General features: G+C 63.5%; 19 protein-coding genes and 2 tRNA genes. 15 read left to right on the forward strand and 6 right to left on the reverse strand.

The features are described from left to right. Positions 1-66: 66 nt before the first annotated feature. A complete protein-coding gene (locus tag BIWAKO_RS22870; RefSeq protein WP_084651712.1) occupies positions 67-762 on the reverse strand; it encodes a CatB-related O-acetyltransferase in 696 nt (231 codons plus the stop codon). Further along, entirely contained in the window at positions 752-2575 is a 1824-nt protein-coding gene (locus BIWAKO_RS22875; RefSeq protein WP_141740200.1) for a hypothetical protein, read from the reverse strand. Before BIWAKO_RS22875 ends, BIWAKO_RS22870 begins: the two co-directional genes overlap by 11 nt. Before the next feature lie 182 nt (positions 2576-2757). Here BIWAKO_RS22875 and BIWAKO_RS22880 point away from each other — a divergent pair, with 182 nt between their 5' ends. Together BIWAKO_RS22880 and BIWAKO_RS22885 are read left to right on the forward strand one after the other, a co-directional pair. Further along, positions 2758-3234, forward strand: a complete 477-nt coding sequence (locus BIWAKO_RS22880) for a DUF192 domain-containing protein (RefSeq protein WP_371332035.1) — start codon at positions 2758-2760, stop codon at positions 3232-3234. Between the two features lie 240 nt (positions 3235-3474). Continuing rightward, positions 3475-4113, forward strand: a complete 639-nt coding sequence (locus BIWAKO_RS22885) for a transglutaminase-like cysteine peptidase (RefSeq protein WP_084651714.1) — start codon at positions 3475-3477, stop codon at positions 4111-4113. A 71-nt stretch (positions 4114-4184) separates the two neighbouring features. On the opposite strand, the gene BIWAKO_RS36085 is transcribed toward BIWAKO_RS22885, so the two are convergent. Beyond that, positions 4185-5462: a hypothetical protein gene (locus BIWAKO_RS36085; RefSeq protein WP_176733386.1), complete on the reverse strand. Its 1278-nt coding sequence runs from the start codon at positions 5460-5462 to the stop codon at positions 4185-4187. 954 nt (positions 5463-6416) lie between these two features. On the opposite strand from BIWAKO_RS36085, the gene BIWAKO_RS22895 reads away from it, so the two are divergent. The 3 genes from BIWAKO_RS22895 to BIWAKO_RS22905 all read left to right on the forward strand — a co-directional run bounded on the left by BIWAKO_RS22895 (position 6417) and on the right by BIWAKO_RS22905 (position 7174). Then, positions 6417-6493, forward strand: a tRNA-Pro gene (locus tag BIWAKO_RS22895). A 66-nt stretch (positions 6494-6559) separates the two neighbouring features. Continuing rightward, positions 6560-6865, forward strand: a complete 306-nt coding sequence (locus BIWAKO_RS22900; RefSeq protein WP_069880613.1) for an ETC complex I subunit — start codon at positions 6560-6562, stop codon at positions 6863-6865. A 232-nt stretch (positions 6866-7097) separates the two neighbouring features. After that, a tRNA-Arg gene (locus BIWAKO_RS22905) sits at positions 7098-7174 on the forward strand. A 139-nt stretch (positions 7175-7313) separates the two neighbouring features. Here the strand turns inward: BIWAKO_RS22905 and BIWAKO_RS22910 are convergent. Then, positions 7314-7637 (reverse strand): addiction module antidote protein, encoded by a 324-nt coding sequence (locus BIWAKO_RS22910; RefSeq protein WP_069880614.1) that lies wholly within the window; start codon positions 7635-7637, stop codon positions 7314-7316. A 461-nt stretch (positions 7638-8098) separates the two neighbouring features. On the opposite strand from BIWAKO_RS22910, the gene BIWAKO_RS22915 reads away from it, so the two are divergent. The 4 genes from BIWAKO_RS22915 to BIWAKO_RS22930 all read left to right on the forward strand — a co-directional run bounded on the left by BIWAKO_RS22915 (position 8099) and on the right by BIWAKO_RS22930 (position 11532). Further along, entirely contained in the window at positions 8099-8314 is a 216-nt protein-coding gene (locus BIWAKO_RS22915) for an alkylphosphonate utilization protein (protein ID WP_069880615.1), read from the forward strand. A gap of 371 nt (positions 8315-8685) precedes the next feature. After that, positions 8686-10374, forward strand: a complete 1689-nt coding sequence (locus BIWAKO_RS22920; protein ID WP_069880616.1) for an ArnT family glycosyltransferase — start codon at positions 8686-8688, stop codon at positions 10372-10374. A gap of 64 nt (positions 10375-10438) precedes the next feature. Next, positions 10439-11188 carry a glycosyltransferase family 2 protein gene (locus BIWAKO_RS22925; protein ID WP_069882713.1) on the forward strand — a complete coding sequence of 250 codons (750 nt, stop codon included), beginning with the start codon at positions 10439-10441 and terminating at the stop codon, positions 11186-11188. Then, positions 11188-11532, forward strand: a complete 345-nt coding sequence (locus BIWAKO_RS22930; RefSeq protein ID WP_141740201.1) for a lipid-A-disaccharide synthase N-terminal domain-containing protein — start codon at positions 11188-11190, stop codon at positions 11530-11532. Before BIWAKO_RS22925 ends, BIWAKO_RS22930 begins: the two co-directional genes overlap by 1 nt. Positions 11533-11579: 47 nt before the next feature. Here the strand turns inward: BIWAKO_RS22930 and BIWAKO_RS22935 are convergent, their stop codons facing one another. Beyond that, the gene (locus tag BIWAKO_RS22935; RefSeq protein WP_084651716.1) at positions 11580-12326 is read right to left on the reverse strand and encodes a transporter substrate-binding domain-containing protein; all 747 of its coding nucleotides are present in this window, start codon (positions 12324-12326) and stop codon (positions 11580-11582) included. Beyond that, positions 12323-13513: a cystathionine beta-lyase gene (gene metC, locus BIWAKO_RS22940; protein WP_069880617.1), complete on the reverse strand. Its 1191-nt coding sequence runs from the start codon at positions 13511-13513 to the stop codon at positions 12323-12325. The genes BIWAKO_RS22935 and metC overlap by 4 nt, the downstream gene beginning before the upstream one ends. Positions 13514-13820: 307 nt before the next feature. On the opposite strand from metC, the gene BIWAKO_RS22945 reads away from it, so the two are divergent. The 6 genes from BIWAKO_RS22945 (at position 13821) to BIWAKO_RS22970 (ending at position 20690) form a co-directional block, all read left to right on the forward strand. Then, the gene (locus BIWAKO_RS22945) at positions 13821-14801 is read left to right on the forward strand and encodes an amino acid ABC transporter substrate-binding protein (protein WP_244523672.1); all 981 of its coding nucleotides are present in this window, start codon (positions 13821-13823) and stop codon (positions 14799-14801) included. Between the two features lie 156 nt (positions 14802-14957). Next, positions 14958-15980 (forward strand): amino acid ABC transporter substrate-binding protein, encoded by a 1023-nt coding sequence (locus BIWAKO_RS22950; protein ID WP_069880619.1) that lies wholly within the window; start codon positions 14958-14960, stop codon positions 15978-15980. 158 nt (positions 15981-16138) lie between these two features. Continuing rightward, entirely contained in the window at positions 16139-17161 is a 1023-nt protein-coding gene (locus tag BIWAKO_RS22955) for an amino acid ABC transporter substrate-binding protein (RefSeq protein WP_069880620.1), read from the forward strand. A 136-nt stretch (positions 17162-17297) separates the two neighbouring features. Next, entirely contained in the window at positions 17298-18491 is a 1194-nt protein-coding gene (locus tag BIWAKO_RS22960) for an amino acid ABC transporter permease (RefSeq protein WP_371332036.1), read from the forward strand. Between the two features lie 10 nt (positions 18492-18501). Continuing rightward, entirely contained in the window at positions 18502-19878 is a 1377-nt protein-coding gene (locus BIWAKO_RS22965) for an amino acid ABC transporter permease (RefSeq protein WP_084651718.1), read from the forward strand. Positions 19879-19898: 20 nt separating this feature from the next. Next, positions 19899-20690 carry an amino acid ABC transporter ATP-binding protein gene (locus tag BIWAKO_RS22970; protein ID WP_043236851.1) on the forward strand — a complete coding sequence of 264 codons (792 nt, stop codon included), beginning with the start codon at positions 19899-19901 and terminating at the stop codon, positions 20688-20690. The last annotated feature ends 85 nt before the right edge of the window (positions 20691-20775 follow it).

Genomic DNA, 20775 nt, shown 5'->3' on the forward strand with positions numbered 1-20775 from the left:
GGGGCGGTCCGGCAATGGAGGGAGGCCGTATCGGAGGGGGAGCCTTCGATCCTGAACGGCGAACTATCAGGAAACGGCTCTCGGAGGCAAATCCTCGATCCTGTCGGACATCAAGACCGGGATCAGCCGTCTGATGTCGGCCTCGGGCCAGGCCCACCATTGGCTCGCCAGCAGGGTCGCGATCTTCTCCTCCGTCAGGCGGTGCCGCAGAAGCCGTGCCGGATTGCCGGCGACGACGCCATAGGGCGGAACATCCTTCGTGACGACGGCGCGGGCGCCGATGACGGCGCCATGGCCGATCCGGACCCCGGACAGGATCAGCGCCTGCGACCCGAGCCAGACATCATGTCCGATGACGACATCGCCGCGCGAGACCTGATTGCCTGGATGGTCCTTCGCTTCGGGCCATAGGCGTGGGTAGTCGTGGAATGGGTAGGTCGTCGCCCATTCCGTGCGGTGGTTGCCGCCGAGCAGAATCTCGACCCCGTCTCCGACGGAGCCGTAGCGTCCGATGATCAGGCGCGCCCCGCTTCCGGCGAAGCGCACCTTCGGCCGACCATATGTGTAGCGTCCGACAACGATCTGCCCCGGGTGCCGAGCGATCAGGTTGGCCAGATATAACCGGGCCTGGTTGTCCGGGTTGAAGCGCCGGCGCAGGAAGCTGCGCGGGCCCTGCGGCAAGCCGGCCCACCACGCTGCGATCGCGGAGGGCCGCCAGGACTCGTCTTCGGGAAGAAGATCGACAGACGCGTTATTCGGCATTGGCCTTGAGGTCGATCTTGTCGAAGATCTCGGTCGGATCGGTGATCGTGAGGACGTCGGCGAGGCCGAGACCCCCTCTCGCCTTCGCACTGGCCTGGACGGTCAGAGTGCCTGGCTTCGCCGCAAAGCGCGAGACCGCCGCAGTCAAGGCCTTCGCCGCATCGGAAGGGCCGAGGACCGCGGCAAGGCCGAGGCTGGCCATCATCGCATATTCGCGCCGCAGATCGTCGGGCTTGCGCTTGTTCTTGCGGGCCTCGTTCTCAATGAACTTCTCGAGCAGACCGAGATTCTTCAGCTTGGCATCGAGGCTGCGGGCCGTCGCGCCGAGCGCGGCAACCTGTGCGAGCGCAAGATCGCTGGAGAACAGGTCCTTGGTGACGTTGCCGAGCGTGCCGGACGCCTCGAACTGTGCCATGCCGGCACCACCGAGAGAGAGTGTGCGGATAGCCAACTCGTTGCGTGCGGCGTCCCAGGCGAGGTCGAGCTTCGCCGAGAGGTCGAGCGTACGGTAGCCCATGGCGATCAGATCCGCGGCTGCGGGATTGCCGGTTGCCTCGCTGACCGGGGCGGTGAGCTTGTCGATCGTCAAGGTAAGCTTGGTCGGGATGCCGTTGATCTGGTCGGCTGCAGCAATCTCGAAGGTGCCGAGTCCGACCTGGATCGGGGCCTGCGCGGGCTGCGGCACCTCGACCGAGAGCCCGGCAAGCCGGATCGTGCCGAGGGTCGGGATCAGCTTGCGAAAATCGAGCGATTCGATCTCGGATTCGGGCTTGGCCAGGAGCTCCTTCAAGCCCTTGACCATCGGCGCCAGCGAAAAGCCGGAATAACCCAGGGACTGGAACGCTCCCTTGGCGCCAGCACCGGCAAAGGAGAAGCCTTCCATGACATAGCCGGACTTTGCCGGCGTATCTTCGCCATAGGCCACCCTGGCGATTTTCAGGTTCATGGCGACGGGCGCTTCGCCCAGATTTGGCGGAACCGAGAAGGCCACCACCATATCGCGGGCCTCGCCGCTGCCATAGTCGATGGTATCGAACAGGGAGAACATGGCGAGCGCCATGCGCTTGTCGGCCTCGAGCCGAGCCGGGTCGCTGTGGTCCTTCGGGCCGACCCCTGCCTTCTGGTCAGCCTCCGCCTGCGCGAGGATCCGCGCCAGAAGCTCGCCTGCCGGCTCGTCTCCGACCCGCATCTTGAAGTCGCGACCTGTCGTCATGCCGAGTGAGATCTTGCCGAGCTGGCCCAGATCGATCAGGTAACCTTCCTGTTCGAAGCGGCCGAAGATCGGCTGCATGGCTTCTTCCACGCCGGGCTTGGCGCGCTCGCTCAGCACGCGTGCGAGATGGCGCATGTCGAACGCTTCAAAGCTGATGCGCTTGATCTCGCCCTTTATCGCGCCTGCCGGCCCACCGGTTGCGGATATCGCGCCACCTGCTGCCGAGCCACGGCTGATCCTGCCGTCGCGAATCTCGCTGAAGCGGATGTCGCGATAGGTCGTGACCTGCCTTTGCGGCCCGAAAACCTGCTCGACCGTCAATTCGGGAGCGCTGATTTCCGATGCGGTGAGGCGGCCTGTCCGGGAGACCACGCTCTCGCCGGTGCTGCCGTTGAACAGCGAGGCAAAGGCTTCGCGCTCAAGGCTTGAGCCCTTCACATCGACCTTCGGTATGGCGACGACGACCGCGCCGAGGTCCAGGCGGATATTGTCGATCTGGAAATCGGCTGCCCAGGACGGCTGTGCCAGAACGAGGATAAAGGCCGCAGCCGCGGTCATGCGCAGGCGGCGCATGGGGCTGCGTAGGGTCGACGTGATCATGACGGTCTCCAGATGACGGCAGCGAACCTGCCGCAATGCAGCGACGAAGGAAAGACGACTTGCTCTCGCGGACGCAGGAAAAACTTGACCGCCTCGCTGCGATCTTTCGTATCTGTCTCAGATCCGCCATCCGGCCCGTGCAGGAGCGGTGCGGGCGACGAATGCAATGGAGCTTAGAGACGATGCGGTTCGCCCGACGATTCCCCGCAGCCTGCCTTGCCTTGCTGCTTCTGGCTCTTACCCCCGTCATGGCATTCGCCCAGCAGGCGGCTCCCGCGACCGGGCTGGAAACACTTGCGATCGTCGGCAGCGGGCAGCGCCATGTCTTCCAGGTCGAGGTCATGCGCACGCCCGATCAGCGAGCGCGCGGCCTGATGCACCGCAATTACATGCCGCCGGACCGCGGCATGCTGTTCGATTTCGGCCGGGTCGAGCCGGTCGCGATGTGGATGCAGAATACCTTCATTCCGCTCGACATGCTGTTTATCCGCGCTGACGGAACCGTCGTGCGTATCGCAGCGCAGACCGAGCCGCTCTCGACGCGTACGATTCCCTCGGGCGAGCCGGTGCTCTCGGTCCTCGAGATCAATGGCGGCATCGCCGCCAAGCTCGGCATCAAGCCGGGCGACAAGGTGGAGCATCCGCTCTTCAAGCAGTGAGGCTGTTTTCGTGCGCAGGGGAGCGCTGCGATCGTCCCTCGAATCCGGTCGGCCAAGCCTGCATTCCCGGTGAACGCGCGGTCCGTGACAGCCACCACCTGAGGTGGGTCACGCCGTCGGAGCTCTGTGGATTGCGGAAGAAATCTGGCCGCGAATCACAGAATCGCCCACTTCCTTAATCAAAGGCGGTCATCCCGGATTTCATCCCCCGATACCCAGCACGCTTGCGAAGGACGGATCATGACGACACGTGCCGTGGTCGCAACGCTAGTGATGTGCGTTGCGCTGATCACCGGATTCCACCCGGACCAGGCCCATGCCGAGCAGATCGCGGCCGCGACTCGGGGGCGCACGTCGCCACCAGCTGCGTTTCTTACCTTCTGCGCGAAGAACCCGGCCGAATGCGCACGATCGGGGCCTGTGGTGCGGAGCGTCCCGCTTTCCCCCCAGCGCCACCGCGAGCTGCAGGAAGTGAATGCGCATGTGAATGCGAGCATTCAGGAGGTCTCCGACCTGGAGCATCACGGTCAGGAAGATGTGTGGAGCATACCGAGGGATGGTCGGGGCGATTGCGAAGATTTTGCGCTCCTGAAGCGCAAATTACTGATTCAGCGCGGCTGGCCATCATCGACATTGCTGATGACGGTTGTCGGAACGCCCGAGGGCGAGGGCCATGCCGTACTGACGGTCGTGACCGATTCGGGGGATTTCGTTCTGGACAATAAGGGATCGCGCATCCTGCTCTGGTCGCAAACGGGCTATCTCTTCTTCAGCCGGGTGGCGCAGGCCAATCCGCGCCAGTGGGAAACGATCGACGGCGGGAATGCGAGATTCACCGCAGCGACGCGACACGGGTTCCATCCCCAAGCCGGCCATTAGCCGCCAGACAGCAAACGCCCCGGAGTGACCCGGGGCGTGTCGAGTTTCGCATCTACAGAAGACACCTGCGCTTACCGGCCACTGCCAGTGCCTCCGGCGTTGCCGCCACCGTGGCCACCCCCATTGCCGCCGCTGTTGCCGCCACCATGGCCACCGCCGTTACCGCCGCCCTGGCCTCCGCCGTTGCCGCTGCCCTGACCGCCGCCGTTACCGCCGCCCTGGCCACCACCGTGGCCGCCGCCGTTGCCGCCGCCCTGGCCACCGCCGTTGCCACCACCGTTACCGCCGCCCTGGCCACCGCCGTTACCGCCGCCATTGCCACCACCGTGGCCGCCGCCATTGCCACCGCCGTTACCGCCGCCATTGCCACCACCGTGGCCGCCGCCATTGCCGCCACCGCTGCCACCGCCGTTACCGCCGCCCTGGCCGCCACCGTGGCCGCCGCCGTTGCCACCGCCGTTACCGCCGCCCTGGCCGCCGCCGTTGCCACCACCATGGCCACCACCGTTACCGCCGCCCTGGCCACCGCCGTGGCCCCCGCCGTTGCCACCACCGTTACCGCCGCCGTGGCCGCCGCCGTTGCCACCGCCGTGGCCACCGCCGTTACCGCCGCCGTGGCCACCACCATGGCCACCGCCGTTACCACCGCCGTGGCCACCACCGTGGCCGCCGCCATGGCCTCCGCCGGAGCCACCGTTGCCACCGGAGCCGCCGCTACCGCCGGAACCGCCACTGCCACCGGAGCCGCCGCTACCGCCGGAACCGCCACTGCCACCGGAGCTACCGCTACCGCCGGAACCGCCACTGCCACCGGAGCTACCGCTACCGCCGGAACCGCCACTGCCGCCGGAGCTACCGCTACCGCCGGAACCGCCACTGCCGCCGGAGCTACCGCTACCGCCGGAACCGCCACTGCCGCCGGAGCCACCGCTACCGCCAGATCCACCACCGCCGCCCGAACTGCCGCCCCCACTGGACCCAGCGCCCCCACCTGATCCACCGCCTCCGCCGGGCCCGCTGCCCGAACCCGAACCGCTGCTGTTGCTCGCTGTGCTGGCGCCGCCGCCAGCAGGATTTCCGCCCTCGCCGCCGTTGCCGTTACCGTTGCCTGCCGGATTTCCGGCGCTGCCGGAGGCTCCGGAAGACAGCGCTCCCGTTGTCAGCGGCGGGCACGCCCAGTACTCGCCGCCGTCCTGCTGGTAGAGGGCACATGCCTGATTGGGCGCACGCGTCCGGCGACCGTTAGGGGTGACAGCGCTGTAATACTGAACGCCGCCAGGTGCAGCCTCCTGGAAGGCGGGCGCCCCGGTGCCGATCGCCGCCGTGGCGCGCGGTGGACAGGCCCACAAGGGCCCGCTGTCATATTCCTGAATGACACAGTCCCGACTAGGCGCCCGCGTTTTGCGCCCGTTGGCAGTGACCGCGTTGTAATACCGCACCCCGCCGGGAGCGGGGAGGCTCGAAGCCGATCCGGATGTCGCAGCCGGACTGCTCGCGGACCAATCCAGGCCTACAGGTCCACTCACCCTGTTGCGGCCGGACGGATCGCACTGCCAGAGTCTCTGGCCTCCGACGAGTTTGCTTTCGCAGGAACGATAGGGCGGTTGCGTCGGAGTGCCGTCTAACGCGAAGCCTTCATAATATTCGGGAAGGCCACGAGCGGCAGGGTTCTGCGCGTAGGAAAGTGTCGGTGTTGTCGCAAGCAAACCGGCAATCAGTATGCTGGATTTGAAGTGTATCATAGCAATGCCTCCCGCCCTGGGAGACATAAAGCCGCCAGGTCGCTAAATAGATTTTCTTTGAAATACGGAGATCAATTTCAAGATTTCGCCGCCTTATCATTCTTGAGCATATTGAGGTTTTCCAGTTTTGCTCAATTTGGCTTTTACGCTAGGTCGTTTCTCCTTAGGGAGGATAGGCCCACGCCCAGCCCGAGCCTCTCTCATCATCCGAAGGGGGAGGCCTTCCGAGTTCCGGGCTCGAATGGCCAGCTTCACGCACGAGCCCATCGCAGGAACGGCAGGGCGCGAAAGTGGTGGGTTGCATCTGCACGCAGCGTGTCAGCGCACGCGAAGGCGAACGAACTGAGTGTGCTTTGATGGCCGTTCGGCTCGATTTCATCATCCGCGCCCCGGCCTGCGGGAAGGCAGGGTAGGTAATGCCTCACGAATTTGCCTGGGAATTTCATCGGAACTTACGGTTCCCATGGCGGCAGTTCGGTGCTATCTCGTTGCGCGTCGCACGTGGCCGTCGAGGAGCGTGTGCGATCGTTTCGCGAGTGATTTGATGCACTTGCAGACAGTCGGGGTATAGCGCAGCCCGGTAGCGCATCTGCTTTGGGAGCAGAGGGTCCCAGGTTCGAATCCTGGTGCCCCGACCATTCTCGAGATCGCCTGGCCCGCTATAGCGGGCCAATGGAATGACGAGCTGACGGCCGAGCCAGAGCATGACCGCACGCATTTATCGCCCAGCCCGCAATGCCATGCAGTCCGGCACGGCAAAGACCGAGCGCTGGCTGCTGGAATTCGAGCCGGAACAGCCGCGCCAGATCGAACCGCTGATGGGGTGGACATCCTCTGCCGATATGAAGAGCCAGGTGAAACTCTGGTTCGACACGGAGGATGAGGCAGTGGCCTATGCCACGCGCAACGGTATCGCCTACCGGGTGGAGCAGCCCAATATGCCGAAGCGGCGCGGCATGGCCTATTCGGATAACTTCAAGTTCAATCGTGTCGGGCAGTGGACCCACTGACCAACCATTTGGCGCCTGACCGGGCGCTGTCGACTACGGGCCCGCAGCTCAGTTGGATAGAGCAGCAGCCTTCTAAGCGGTCCCGTGAACTAGAATGATGCAGCGTCAACATAGACTTAGTTTTTGATGACGCTGCGTAAGGGTATGGTTCAGGCTACGGTTGGGTTTTGCCATAAAGAATCAATGACTTAGCGTAAAAATTGACCAGCTGCTGTTGGCGGCTGGTCAATTCGGCCCCTTAGCTCAGCTGGATAGAGCATCGGATTTCTAATCCGGCGGTCGCAGGTTCGAACCCTGCAGGGGTCGCCATCACTTCGCGCTGTCGACCTTCGGCGTTTCCGCCCGCCATCAACAGCCGTCACCGCAGCGGGCCGCTGGCGGGTTTACGAGCTATGATCGAGATATTCCTTTCTGGTACGGAAACCCGCTTCGGCTGGTTCTTTTTGGGCTATACAGCCTTCTTCTTGCGCGCTGGGTTCATGCGCTCGGTGCTTGCCGACAACTGAAACCCAAGGCCGCGCAGGATCGCAAGCACCGTGCCGAATTCCGGGTTCCCGGTATCCCCCAGCGCCTTATACTGCCCCTCGCGGGTGATGCCTGCTGACTTCGCCGTGTCTGTCATCCCGCGAGCGCGGGCAATCGTTCTAAGCGCCTCGCAGATTTCTGCAGGGGTGCCGTCCTCAAGGTAGGCGGTCAGGTATTCCGCCTGGGCTTCAAGGGTGTTCAGCGCCTCGGCTGCGTCGAACTCGGGCAGGTCTGAAACTTTTCCCATTTCCTCAATCCTTCCAATCCGCCGCGATTGCCGTCGCGCTCGATGTCCTTCGATTGCGTCCGCTTGTCGCGACCGACCAGCAAAGACGCATGAGTTCGAGTTGAGCAGCAGGGTGGTGGCGCGTCTTGTCAAGCATGCGTGGCGGGGATCGTCGACTGTTTGGCGCGCGGTAAGCAAGGCACGTCTCTCCCAAATTAGGGTATGGTTCAGGGTATGGTTCGGCAAAAGCGCAATAGCCTTTTGTTCGCAGTTCGTTAAACGGCAGCGTCAAAAATAACGAAATATTATCAGTTGTTTATCGTGATTTTGGGTGGCAGCAAATTATTGCTGATGACTCAGTTTTAATTGCCTTCTAAGCTGCTGGTCGCAGGTTCGAATCCTGCCGGGCTCGCCACTTCTATCGATCGCAGTCGCGGGACGCGCTGAGATCCATCAAAAACCGCACGGACTGGATTCTCGCGATGAGCGACGTGAAGGACAGCAACGGCAATGTCCTGAAGGACGGCGATTCCGTGACGCTGATCAGGGATCTCAAGGTTAAGGGGACCTCCGTCACCTTGAAACGCGGTACCCTGGTCAAGAACATCCGCCTGACTGGCAGCGAGGATGAGATCGAGTGCAACGCCGAAAAGGTGAAGGGACTCGTGCTCAGAACGGAATTCCTGAAGAAGGCCTGACGCTGGCCCGAAGGGTTCAACCTTCTCCCCCGAGTTTCGGAGCCGCCGGCATCGACGGTGCCTGCGCAGTGTAGGTCGAGGATCATTCGACCGAAAAAGACGAAGGCCGCGAGGACTGCGCCGGAGAAGCCTGGCCTCGGATAATCCTCCTGCATCGTCGTCGCGGCTGCGGCTCCCGCAAGGGATATCCTGCGTTTGGCTTGCAGGAGGGGAGGTGGCGTCGTAAACGGCGTGCGTCGCCGGGACGCGGGCCGTTTTGCCTTGATCGCGCCCGAAAGCCCCGCCATGCCGGCGGCGCCCTGGGTCGATACCTGGCCTTGCGACATTCATGCCTGCGATGAACGCGACCTGGCCGGTCGCGAGGATGGACAATGCTTTCGCTCCGGCCCGTGTTTGACCGTATCTCCGTTTTCGCATCGGCCAGCCATTGGCGCGCCTGCGTCTTCCTGCTTCTGCTCTCCCTTGCTGCCTTCCTGCCGGGGTTCACGAGCCTCCAGCCGCTCGATCGCGACGAGCCGCGCTTCGCGCAGGCGAGCAAACAGATGCTCGAGACCGGCGATTTCGTCGATATCCGCTTCCAGCACGAGGCGCGGCACAAGAAGCCCGTCGGAATCTATTGGCTGCAGAGCGCGGCTGTTACTGCCGGCGAGGCGCTGGGCGTCCAGGACCCTCGTCATCAGATCTGGCTCTATCGCTTGCCGTCTCTGATCGGCGCGGTCGCCACGGTGTTGCTGACCTACTGGGCGCTGCTTGCTTTCTTCAGCCCGGGCGTGGCGCTGCTCGGCGGGGCCCTGATGGCCGCTGCCGTGTTGCTCGGGGTCGAAGCCCGGATCGCCAAGACCGATGCGGTGCTCGCGGCCTGCGCGGTGGCGACGATGGGGGCATTGGCGCGCGCCTGGCTGGATTGGACCCGCTCGCTCGCCTTCGTGCCCGACCGCCGCAACTGGCTGGTGTTTTGGGGCGCGACAGCGATTGCCCTGCTGATCAAGGGGCCAATCGTGCCGATGGTCTGGGGGCTCGCCACCATTGTCCTGTGCATCCGCGAGCGCTCCTGGCGCTGGTTCTCATCGTTGCGCCCGTCCTGGGGGCTGCTGCTTTGCCTGCTGGTCGTGCTGCCCTGGTTCCTGGCGATCGCCTGGAAGACCGGCGGCGGCTTCTTCACGGCCAGCGTCGGCAACGACATGCTAGGCAAAGTCGCGGAGGGCCAGGAGAAGCACTGGGGGCCGCCCGGGCTCTATCTGCTGATCTTCTTCGGCACCTATTGGCCCGCTGCTGCTTTCGCCGCGATGGCGATCCCCTTTGCCTGGGTGCGTCGCCGCGAGCCGCAGATCATCTTCCTGCTGGCCTGGATCGTGCCATCCTGGATCGTCTTCGAGGCGGTGCCGACCAAGCTGCCCCATTACGTGCTGCCGCTCTATCCGGCGGTTACGGCGTTGCTGCTTCTGGCGATGGTCAACGGCGGCATCGACCGCCTTCGGCGTGGCGCCACAGCGACCGCCGCGCTGGTCCTGCTGGTCCCGGCGGCGCTTGTGGGCGTCATCATCTATGCCAACTGGACGCTTGATCGCACCGTACCCTATCTCGCATTCCCGGTTTTCGCCCTGGCGCTGTTCGTGGCCTGGCGCGTCGTCATGGCGTTCCGGCGGGGCGACCTGGAGGGGGCACTCTGGCGCTGCGTCCTGGCGAGCCTCTTGCTCTCGATCGGCGTCTACGGTTTTGCGATCGAGAGCCTGCGCTCGCTCAAGCTTTCGCCGCGTCTGGCGGAAGCCGTCCGGGCGGTCGGCTGTGCCGATCCCGCGGTGATGACCGTCGGATATCGTGAGCCTAGCCTCGTCTTCCTGACCGGGACCGATCTTGCCATGGGGGCGAATGGTGCGGCGGCTGCTGCCTTCCTGAAGGAGCCCGGCTGCCGGATCGCGCTCGTCGAGAAGCGTTTCGAAGCGGAGTTCCACGCCGGCGTCGCCGCCGCCGGGATCACGCCACGTCTCGTCACCTCGATTCCCGGTTTCAATCTCAATGGCGGCAAGCGGCTCGAGATGGCCGTGTTCGCGCGACAGTGAAACCTGCTTGCCCTGTTGGCGCGCTTGACGCAGTTTGCGCGCCGTTTTCCCGGATGAAGCTTTCGTGACCGAGACCCAACCCATCAGCTTGCCGCAACTCAGCGTTGTCGTGCCCGTTCGCAACGAAGTCGGCAATGTCGGGCCGCTGCTGGCCGATATCGAGGCGGCCTGCCAAACGCTCGGCGCCTTCGAGGTCATCTATGTCAATGACGGCTCGACCGATGGCACGGCGGCCGCGCTGCACGAGCTTGGCGCGACGCGCCCCTGGCTGCGAGTGATCCGCCACGAACAATCCTGCGGGCAAAGTGCGGCAGTGCGTACCGGTGTCCGCCACGCCCGGGCGCCGGTCGTGGTGACGCTCGACGGTGACGGCCAGAACGATCCGGCGTTTATTCCCGCCATGGTGCAGGCTCTGCACAAGGCCGGATCGCAGGTCGGGCTCGTTCAGGGCCAGCGTGTCGGACGCAAGGATACCGGCTTCAAGAAATGGCAGTCGCGCATCGCCAATGGTGTCCGGTGTCGCATTCTCAAGGACGGCACCCGCGACACGGGCTGCGGGCTGAAATGCTTCCGCCGCGAAGCCTATCTCGCCTTGCCCTATTTCGACGCGCTGCACCGGTTCATGCCGGCCTTGATGGTGCGGGAAGGCTACCAGGTCACGCATGTCGATGTGCGGGATCGTCCGCGCCTGACCGGTGTCTCCAATTATGGCTTCTTCGACCGGCTCTGGGTCGGTATTCTTGATCTCGCCGGCGTCTGGTGGCTGATCCGCCGTCGCAAGCGCGTGCCGCAGATCGTGCCGGAGACGCTCTGATGCTGATCGACCTCCAGCAAATGATCGGAGATTATTTTCACGACGTCTTCGTGAACAATATCGACTGGTGGGTCCTGCTCGGCGTCGTGGCGCAGGCGCTCTTCACCATGCGCTTTGTGGTGCAGTGGCTGGCGAGCGAGAAGGCGAAACGGTCGGTCGTGCCGATGACCTTCTGGTGGTTCTCGATCGGCGGCGGAGCGCTGCTGCTGGTCTATGCGCTCTACCGCCGTGACCCGGTCTTCATCGTCGGGCAGGGCTTTGGCCTGTTCGTCTATTGCCGTAACCTGCAATTCGTCCTGCGCGCCAAGGCGAGGGGCGAGGATACGAACGCCGGTCCAGGCTGACGCATCGGCCCGAAACGTGCATTGCGGTTTTCGGGAAGGCCGGTGATCTAACCGACGGCGAAATCGCTGGCTGCGAAGCCGGATCGCGCCATCATGGCGCAGTGCCAATCACTGCCGATCAGCCCGTCCAGAGCCTGATTGAATCGGGCCCGCAGATCCGCCTGCGATCTGGCGAAGGCAAAAGCACCCTTCGCGGGTTTCCTGTCCTTCGCTTCGGCGGCCACGGGCACGATGGCAAGGGCAGGATCGGGAGTGTGACTGAGGAAACCACGATGCGCCATCGCGACGCTGGCATAGGCCTCGGCACCTCGATTCCTGACCGCTTGCACGGCTTCTTCCTGCGTCGCGACGCGCAAGACGCGGTTTCGCGGAATGCCGGCGGCGAGGCCCGACTGCTCCTGGACCTGGTCGGCCACCACGACGAGGCGGGCACTCGCATCCTGCGCCAGTGCCTGGTAGCTGCAGAACCGATCTTCATCACCACACCTGACGAGCAGTCCGTCGCTCAGCGCCCAGACCGGCCGGCTGAAATCGACGCTTCTCTGCCGCTCCGGCGTGACGAAGAGCGGCGTGGTGATGGTCCAGCGCCCATCGACAAGGCCCGGCAGCAACTCGGCGAAGCTGGTCAGGCGCATCTCGACCGAGACGATGCCGATCGCCCGCAATGTCTCCGTCAGCAGCTCGACGTCGCTGCCGAGCGCGCGGCCATCGGGGCCAGGCCAGCAGAAGGGCGGCTCGTCGAGATAGGCGAAGATGATCGGCTCTCGCGCCGCCGCCCTGGTCTTTGCGATCACGCGGCTGCCCGGAGACGGGCAAAGCCGGCATCAAGATCGTCCTTGAGGTCTTCGAGATCCTCGAGTCCGATATGGAAGCGAATGGTCGGTCCCTTGAAATCAGGCTCCGTTGCCGTGCGATAGCCCCTGCAGTCGAAGGGGAGGGCAAGGCTTTCATAGCCACCCCAGGAGGCGCCCATCCCGAATAGGGTGAGTCCATCGAGCATTGCGCCGACGGCCTTCTGCGCCACCGGCTTCAACTCGATCGCGAACAGGGAGGAGGCGCCGGTGAAATCGCGCTTCCACAGCTCATGGCCCGGATCGTTCGGCAGGGCAGGGTGCATCACGCGCGCCACCTCGGGCCTGGCGGCGAACCAATTGGCCATCTCGATGCCGGCGGGCATCTGCTCCTTCAGGCGGATATGCATCGTACGGATGCCGCGCAGCGTGAGAAAAGCATCCTCGGGCGCGATGATGACACCGAGCAGTTCCCAGGTCTCGCGCAACTGCCTGTAGAGTTCGGGTGTGCGCGCCGAGATCGTGCCGATCAGCACATCGGAATGGCCGGCGTAATATTTCGTGCCGGCCTGAATCGAAAGATCGACCCCGTATTTATGCGAATCGAAGAACAGCGGCGTCGCCCAGGTGTTGTCCATCAGCACCAGGATGTCGCTGGCATGGGCGGCCGCGACGATGGCCGGAATGTCCTGCATCTCGAAGGTCTGCGAGCCCGGAGCCTCGGTCCAGACCGCCCTGGTATTCGGCTTGAACAGCTTTGCGATGTCGGCTCCGGCCGCCGGGTCGTAATAGGTCACCTCGACGCCCATGCGCGGCAGGACCTTGTCGCAGAAATGACGCGTCGGCCGATAGACGCTGTCAGTGACCAGGAAGTGATCTCCGGACGACAGGGTCGCGAGCATGGGCAGGGTGCAGGCGAGCAGGCCTGACGGGCAAACGACGGTTCCCGCACCGCCTTCCATGGTGTTGAGCGCTGCGATCAGCGCATCGATCGTCGGATTCCCTTGCGTGCCATAGGTGTAGCGGGCCTTGCGCGCCAGGAAATCCTCCATGTTCGGGTAGATCACCGTCGAGCCGCGCACGATCGGCGGATTGACGAAGCCGTAGCTGTCGGCGGGATCCCGGCCGGCAAGGGCGAGGCGGGTCTTTTCGCGAAGCTGCGCGAACGCGGATGGAGACAGTTTTTTCATGGAGCCGGCGCTGGAGGGAGGTCCCGATCGAGGCAGTCAGGCTTGACCACATTTTGAAAGTCGCATGTGATGCAAGGGGTGGATAGATGCGTTCCAGGAAAGGGGCCCTTGCTTGACGCACATGCGCTGCTCTGGCAATCGACGCAGGGGAACGTCGCTCAATATATGGGCAACAAGTGGGGCGCGCACTCCCACTGGCGACGCAACTGAAGACTGCCCGCTGGCTTCGGCCAGCCGGGAGACCTCAACGGGAGAGAGTTCGATGAAAAAGTTCATGGCAGTTGCGATCGCGGGGCTGGGCCTCGCGATGACCGCTACGGTGGCAACGGCCCAGGCGCCCGCGACGCTGGCGCAGGTCAAGTCCCGCGGCATCCTCAACTGCGGCTCGAATACCGGTCTCGCTGGCTTTGGCGTGCCGGACGCTCAGGGCAACTGGCAAGGCCTCGATGTCGAATACTGCCGCGCGATCTCGTCGGCGATCTTCAACGACCCGACCAAGGTCAAGTTCATTCCGCTGTCTGCCAAGGACCGTTTCACGGCCCTGCAGTCCGGCGAAGTCGATGTGCTCGTGCGCAACTCGACCTGGACGATGTCGCGCGACACCGCGCTCGGGCTGCTCTTCACCGGCGTGAACTATTACGACGGCCAGGGCTTCATGGTCCGCAAGAAGCTCGGCGTCACCTCGGCTCTTCAGCTCTCCGGCGCGTCGGTCTGCACCCAGCAGGGCACCACGACCGAGCTCAACCTTGCGGACTTCTTCCGCGCCAACAACCTGAAGTATGAAGTCGTCGCCTTCGCCTCCTCGGACGAGACGGTCAAGGCCTATGACGCTGGCCGCTGCGATGCGTTCACCACGGATGCGTCGGGCCTCTATGCCGAGCGCCTGAAGCTGACTGCGCCCGATGATCACATGGTTTTGCCTGAGATCATTTCCAAGGAGCCGCTTGGACCGGCAACCCGCAACACCGACGCCCAATGGTTCAATCTGGTGAAGTGGGTGCATTTCGCCATGCTGAACGCGGAAGAACTCGGCGTGACCAAGGCGAATGTCGACGAGATGCTGAAGTCCTCCAACCCGGAGATCAAGCGTCTGCTCGGAACCGAGGGCAAGTTCGGTGAAGGCATCGGCCTGACCCCCGACTGGGCCTACCGGATCATCAAGCAGGTCGGCAATTACGGCGAATCCTTCGAGAAGAACGTCGGCCAGGGGTCGCTCCTCAAGATCGCCCGTGGCCAGAACGGCCTCTGGACCAAGGGCGGCCTGCAATACGCTCCGCCGGTTCGCTGAGCGCAGCTAGACATGCGGGCCTCGGCATCAGCCGGGGCCCGCTCTAAAGCGCCGTCCATGCCATGAAGCCTGTCACAAACGGCATAATATCTGGCTCCCAGCCGACAAGATGATCGAGAGCGGGACGAACCTGCTTCGGAACTTGGGAGTACACAGATGAAACGGACCGTCACTGCCGTTGTAACCACAGGCCTCATGCTCTGCGCGGCGGGCGCCGCCCAGGCGCAAAGCACCACCCTGACGCAGGTCAAGAATCGCGGGCAGCTGAACTGCGGCGTCAGCCCGGGCTTGGCCGGTTTCGGCGTCCCGGACGCTCAGGGGAAATGGACAGGCCTGGACGTCGATCTGTGCCGGGCGATCGCCGCGGCGATCTTCAACGATCCGAGCAAAGTCAAATACGTGCCGCTCTCGTCGAAGGACCGGTTCACGGCCCTGCAGGCAGGTGAGGTCGACCTGCTTTCACGGACCAGCACCTGGACGATGTCTCGCGACACCGCCCTCGGCCTGAGCTTCTCGACGGTGAACTACTATGACGGGCAGGCGTTCATGGTCCGCAAGAAGCTCGGCGTCGATTCGGCGCTGAAGCTGGGCGGCGCCTCGATCTGCACCCAGCAGGGCACCACGACCGAACTGAATTTGGCGGATTTCTTTCGCATCAACAACATGAAGTACGAGGTGGTGGCCTTCAACACGGGGGATGAGACGATCAAGGCCTACGAGGCAGGTCGCTGCGACGCTTTCAGCGACGATTCCTCGGCTCTCTATGCGCAACGGCTGAAATTCGAGGCGCCGGACGATCATATCGTGCTTCCGGAGATCATCTCGAAGGAGCCATTGGGGCCGGTCGTTCGGAGCAGCGACATGCAATGGTTCAACCTGGTGAAATGGAGTCATTTCGCCATGCTCAATGCCGAGGAACTCGGTATCACCAAAGCCAATACCGATGAGCAGGTGAAATCGACCAATCCGGAGGTTCGGCGGCTGCTCGGTGTCGAGGGCAAGTTTGGAGAAGCGATCGGCCTCAGCGCGGATTGGGCCTATCGGATCGTCAAGCAGGTCGGCAACTACGGCGAGTCCTTTGAGGCGAATGTCGGATCAGGATCGATCCTGAAAATCGCCCGCGGAAAGAATGCGTTGTGGACCAAGGGCGGACTGCAATACGCTCCCCCGGTGCGTTGAACAAAACACGAGGCGGGGGCATTCTTGCCTCCGCTTCATTGGCCGATGCCGAAGACGGAGGCGCGCTGAAAGGACGTATTGTCGGGCCCAAAAATCTGGTCCGAGACTTGCAAGGTTCGAGAACGGGAAAAACCCGTTCCGGCAACAGGGGAATAATAATGAACAGGTTTGTCAGTGCAGCGCTCGCCGTTGCGGCAACCGCTGCTTTCGCGGGTGGAGCGGAGGCCCAAACGGGGCTGCTGGCTCAGGTGAAGAGCCGGGGGCAATTGATCTGCGGTGTCGGCCCAGGCCTTGCTGGCTTCGGTATCCCCGATGCTCAGGGCAATTGGAGCGGCCTTGACGTCGATCTCTGCCGCGCCATTTCGGCTGCGGTCTTCAATGATCCGGCCAAGGTCAAATTCATCCCGCTTTCGTCGAAGGACCGCTTCACTGCTCTGCAGTCCGGCGAAGTCGACCTGCTCTCGCGCAATACGACCTGGACCATGTCGCGCGACACGTCGCTCGGCCTGAACTTCGCGGGCGTGAATTACTATGACGGGCAGGGCTTCATGGTCCGCAAGAAGCTCGGGATCGATTCAGCCCTGAAGCTGGCGGGCGCCTCCGTCTGCACCCAGCAAGGCACGACGACGGAACTCAATCTCGCGGACTTCTTCCGCGCCAACAAACTGAAATACGAGGTCGTCGCCTTTGCGAGCGCCGACGAGACGATCAAGGCCTATGAATCGGGCCGCTGCGACGCCTTCACGACCGATGCGTCCGGGCTCTATGCCGAACGCCTGAAGCTCGGCGTCCCGACCGACCATATCGTCCTGCCGGATATCATCTCCAAGGAGCCCCTCGGTCCCGTCGTGCGCCACGGCGACGACACCTGGCTCGATATCGTCAAGTGGACCCATTTCGCCATGCTGAACGCCGAGGAACTCGGCGTGACCAAGGCTAATCTCGACGAGATGCTGAAATCCGAGAACCCGGAGATCAAGCGCCTGCTCGGCACCGAGGGCAAATTCGGCGAGGCTGTCGGCCTGAGCAATGACTGGGTCGTCCGCATCATCAAGCATGTCGGAAACTACGGTGAATCCTTCGAACGGAACGTCGGCGCCAACTCACTGCTGAAGATCGCTCGCGGCCAGAATGCGCTCTGGACCAAGGGCGGCCTGCAATACGCACCGCCTATCCGCTGATATCCACGCTGCGCGGCGACCGCCGCGCAGCGCTCGCTACCGCCAAACGGCACGGACAAGAAGACGGCTGGCGATGCTCGACCCGGGCATCGCCGGACCACCGGCCGCCACCGAAGAACAAGAAGGGGCGTGACACGTGACGACCATACCGACGGAGCCGGTCCAACCGGGCAAGGCCTCACTGCTCTACGATCCGAAGATCCGAGGCTATGTCTATCAGCTTGCCCTCTTGGCCGTCGTCGGGTTCCTCGTTTATTCCGCCGCATCCAATGCCATCGAAAACCTCCGGGCGCAGAAGATCGCCTCGGGGTTCGGCTTCTGGCACAACGCCGCCGGCTTCGACGTCAACCAGAAGCTGATCCCGTTCAGCGCCTCGGGCTCGACCTATGGCCAGGCTTTCTGGGTCGGCCTGCTGAACACCCTGCTCGTCGCCTCGATTGGTATCGTGCTGGCGACCTTCCTCGGCTTCTTCGTCGGTGTGGCGCGCCTGTCCAGCAACTGGATCCTCGCCAAGATCGCCATGGTCTATGTCGAAGTCATCCGGAACCTGCCGCTGCTGCTGCAGCTGTTCTTCTGGTACAACGCGGTGCTGAAGCCGCTGCCGAACCCACGCCAGTCGATCGCGCTTCCGGCTGGCATCCTGCTGAATAACCGCGGCCTCTATCTGCCCGATCCGCAACTCGAGCCCGGCGGCAGCCTGATCGTCCTGACCTTCCTGCTCGGGATCGTGGCGGCGATCACCTTCCGCTACTGGGCCCGCAAGCAGCAGACGGCAACCGGCAAGCAGTATCCGGTCGGCTGGGTCGCTCTCGGCCTCGTCGTCGTGCTGCCCTTCTTCGTCTATCTGCTGATGGGCCGGCCGATCACCTTCATCTATCCTGAGCTCGCCGGTTTCAACCTGCGCGGCGGCATCCAGATCTTCCCGGAATTCGTGGCCTTGCTGATCGGCCTCACCACCTATACCGCGGGCTTCATCGCCGAAGTCGTGCGCGCGGGTATTCTCGCCGTCTCCAAGGGGCAGTCGGAAGCAGCCCATGCGCTCGGCCTGCGGCCGGGGCCGACGCTGAAGCTCGTCGTGATCCCGCAGGCGATGCGCGTGATCATTCCGCCGCTGACCTCCAACTATCTGAATCTGACGAAGAATTCTTCTCTGGCGGTCGCCATCGGCTATCCCGATCTCGTCCAGGTCTTCACCGGCACGGTGCTGAACCAGACGGGGCAGGCGGTCGAGGTCGTCGCCATCACCATGGCGGTTTATTTGACGATCTCTCTCGTCACCTCGCTGTTCATGAATATCTACAACAAGCGCATGGCGCTGGTGGAACGGTGAGGGCGCCCCGATGACCGATGCAACCACCGAGAACTCCGCCTTCTTCATCCGTCGCGAAACCCTGCCGCAGGAAGCAGCTCCGCTATCCGTGGCAGGGCCGCTTGCCTGGGTCCGGGCCAACCTCTTCTCCGGACCCGTCAACACGATTTTGACGCTGCTCTGTGCCTATATCGTTGTCACGAGCCTGCCGGAGATCATCCGGTTCTACTTCCTCGATGCGGTCTGGACGGGCTCAAACCGCGATGCCTGCCTTACCGAAAAGGTCGGCCGGCCGGTCGGCGCCTGCTGGGCCTATGTGGCCGACCGCTTCCAGTATTTCGTCTACGGCTCCTATCCGGTCAGCCAGCGCTGGCGCGTCAACATCGTCTTCGTGATGTTTGCGCTCGGTATCGTCTGGCTGCTCTGGAACAACGCCCCACTGAAGAAGCTCGGTGCTTTCTTCTTCTTCGTGCTGCTGCCGATCAGCGCCTATATCCTGCTGCTCGGCGGTCCCGGAACAGAGAATTTCCTGCGCTATCTGATCCTCGCGACGGTCGCACTGGCCGCGATGTACATGGTGCTGTCCTTCGTGCCTTCGCTGGCGCGCCTCTTCATGGGAGCCGGACAGCTCGCAGTCGAGCATGAGCTGCCGCCCTGGAAGCGTTTCTATCGGCCCAAGCGCCTGATCCTGATGGCACTTGTCGCCTTCGGCCTCATCGCCATTCTTGACAAGGCTGTCGGCCTGCCGCGAGTCGATACCGGCCTCTGGGGCGGCATGACGGTGACCTTCCTGATCGCGGCGGTCGGGATCGTCTTCTCGCTGCCCCTCGGTGTCGTGCTGGCGCTCGGACGGCGCTCCCGCCTGCCGATCATCCAGCTGCTCTCGGTGATCTTCATCGAGTTCGTGCGCGGCGTGCCGTTGATCACGGTGTTGTTCATGGCCAACACCATGCTGCCGCTCTTCGTGCCGCAGGAATGGTCGCCCGACCGTCTTCTGCGCCCGCTGGTCGGTGTTGCCCTCTTTGCGGCCGCCTATATGGCCGAGGTCATTCGCGGCGGCCTGCAGGCCATCCCGAAGGGCCAGTATGAGGGGGCGATGTCGCTCGGCCTCGGCTATTGGAACATGATGCGCCTGATCATCCTGCCTCAGGCGTTGCGCATCGTGATCCCGGGCATCGTCAACACCTTCATCGGGTTGTTCAAGGATACGACGCTGGTCACCATCGTCGGCATCTTCGATTTCCTGCGGACCATCGAGGCGACCCTGGTCGATCCGACCTGGGCGACGCCGACGACGCGCGCGACGGGCTATGCTTTCGCCGCGATTTTCTATTTCCTGTGCTGCTGGGGCATGTCGCGCTATTCGATCTCGGTCGAGCGCCGTCTTGCTGCCGGCCAAAGACGTTGAGGGAGACCAAGAACATGGCAATGGCAGAGAGCAACATCTCGACGCGTCCGGCGGCGCTGAAGCAGACCTCCTTGAACACGGATACAGCCGTGGAGATGGTCGGGGTCAACAAGTGGTATGGCGAGTTCCATGTGCTGCGCGACATCAACCTGAAGGTGGCGCGGGGCGAGAAGCTGGTGATCTGCGGACCCTCGGGCTCGGGCAAGTCGACGATGATCCGCTGCATCAACCGGCTCGAGGAGCATCAGAAGGGCCAGATCATCGTCGACGGCACCGAGTTGACGAATGATCTGAAGAAGATCGACGAGATCCGCCGCGATGTCGGCATGGTCTTCCAGCACTTCAACCTGTTCCCGCATCTGACGATCCTGGAGAACCTGACGCTGGCGCCGATCTGGGTGCGCAAGATGCCGAAGAAGGATGCCGAGGAGATCGGCATGCACTATCTCAAGCGCGTGAAGATCCCGGAGCAGGCGCTGAAATATCCGGGCCAGCTCTCGGGCGGCCAGCAGCAGCGCGTCGCGATCGCACGTTCGCTCTGCATGAGCCCGAAGATCATGCTGTTCGACGAGCCGACATCGGCGCTCGACCCCGAAATGGTCAAGGAGGTGCTCGACACCATGGTGAGCCTGGCCGACGAGGGCATGACCATGCTCTGCGTCACCCACGAGATGGGCTTTGCGCGCCAGGTCGCCGACCGTGTCATCTTCATGGATGCCGGCCAGGTCGTCGAGATGAACGAGCCCAACGAGTTCTTCAAGAACCCGCAGCACGAACGCACCAAGCTCTTCCTCAGCCAGATCCTGCACTGAGGCCGGGCAGGCCCTGAACCATGCGGCGCGCCGAACCCTCGGCGCGCCGCAACTGCGTCAAGTTTAGAGCGAGGAACGAAGGTCG

It is taken from the genome of Bosea sp. BIWAKO-01 (genome assembly GCF_001748145.1).
Classification (GTDB): domain Bacteria; phylum Pseudomonadota; class Alphaproteobacteria; order Rhizobiales; family Beijerinckiaceae; genus Allobosea.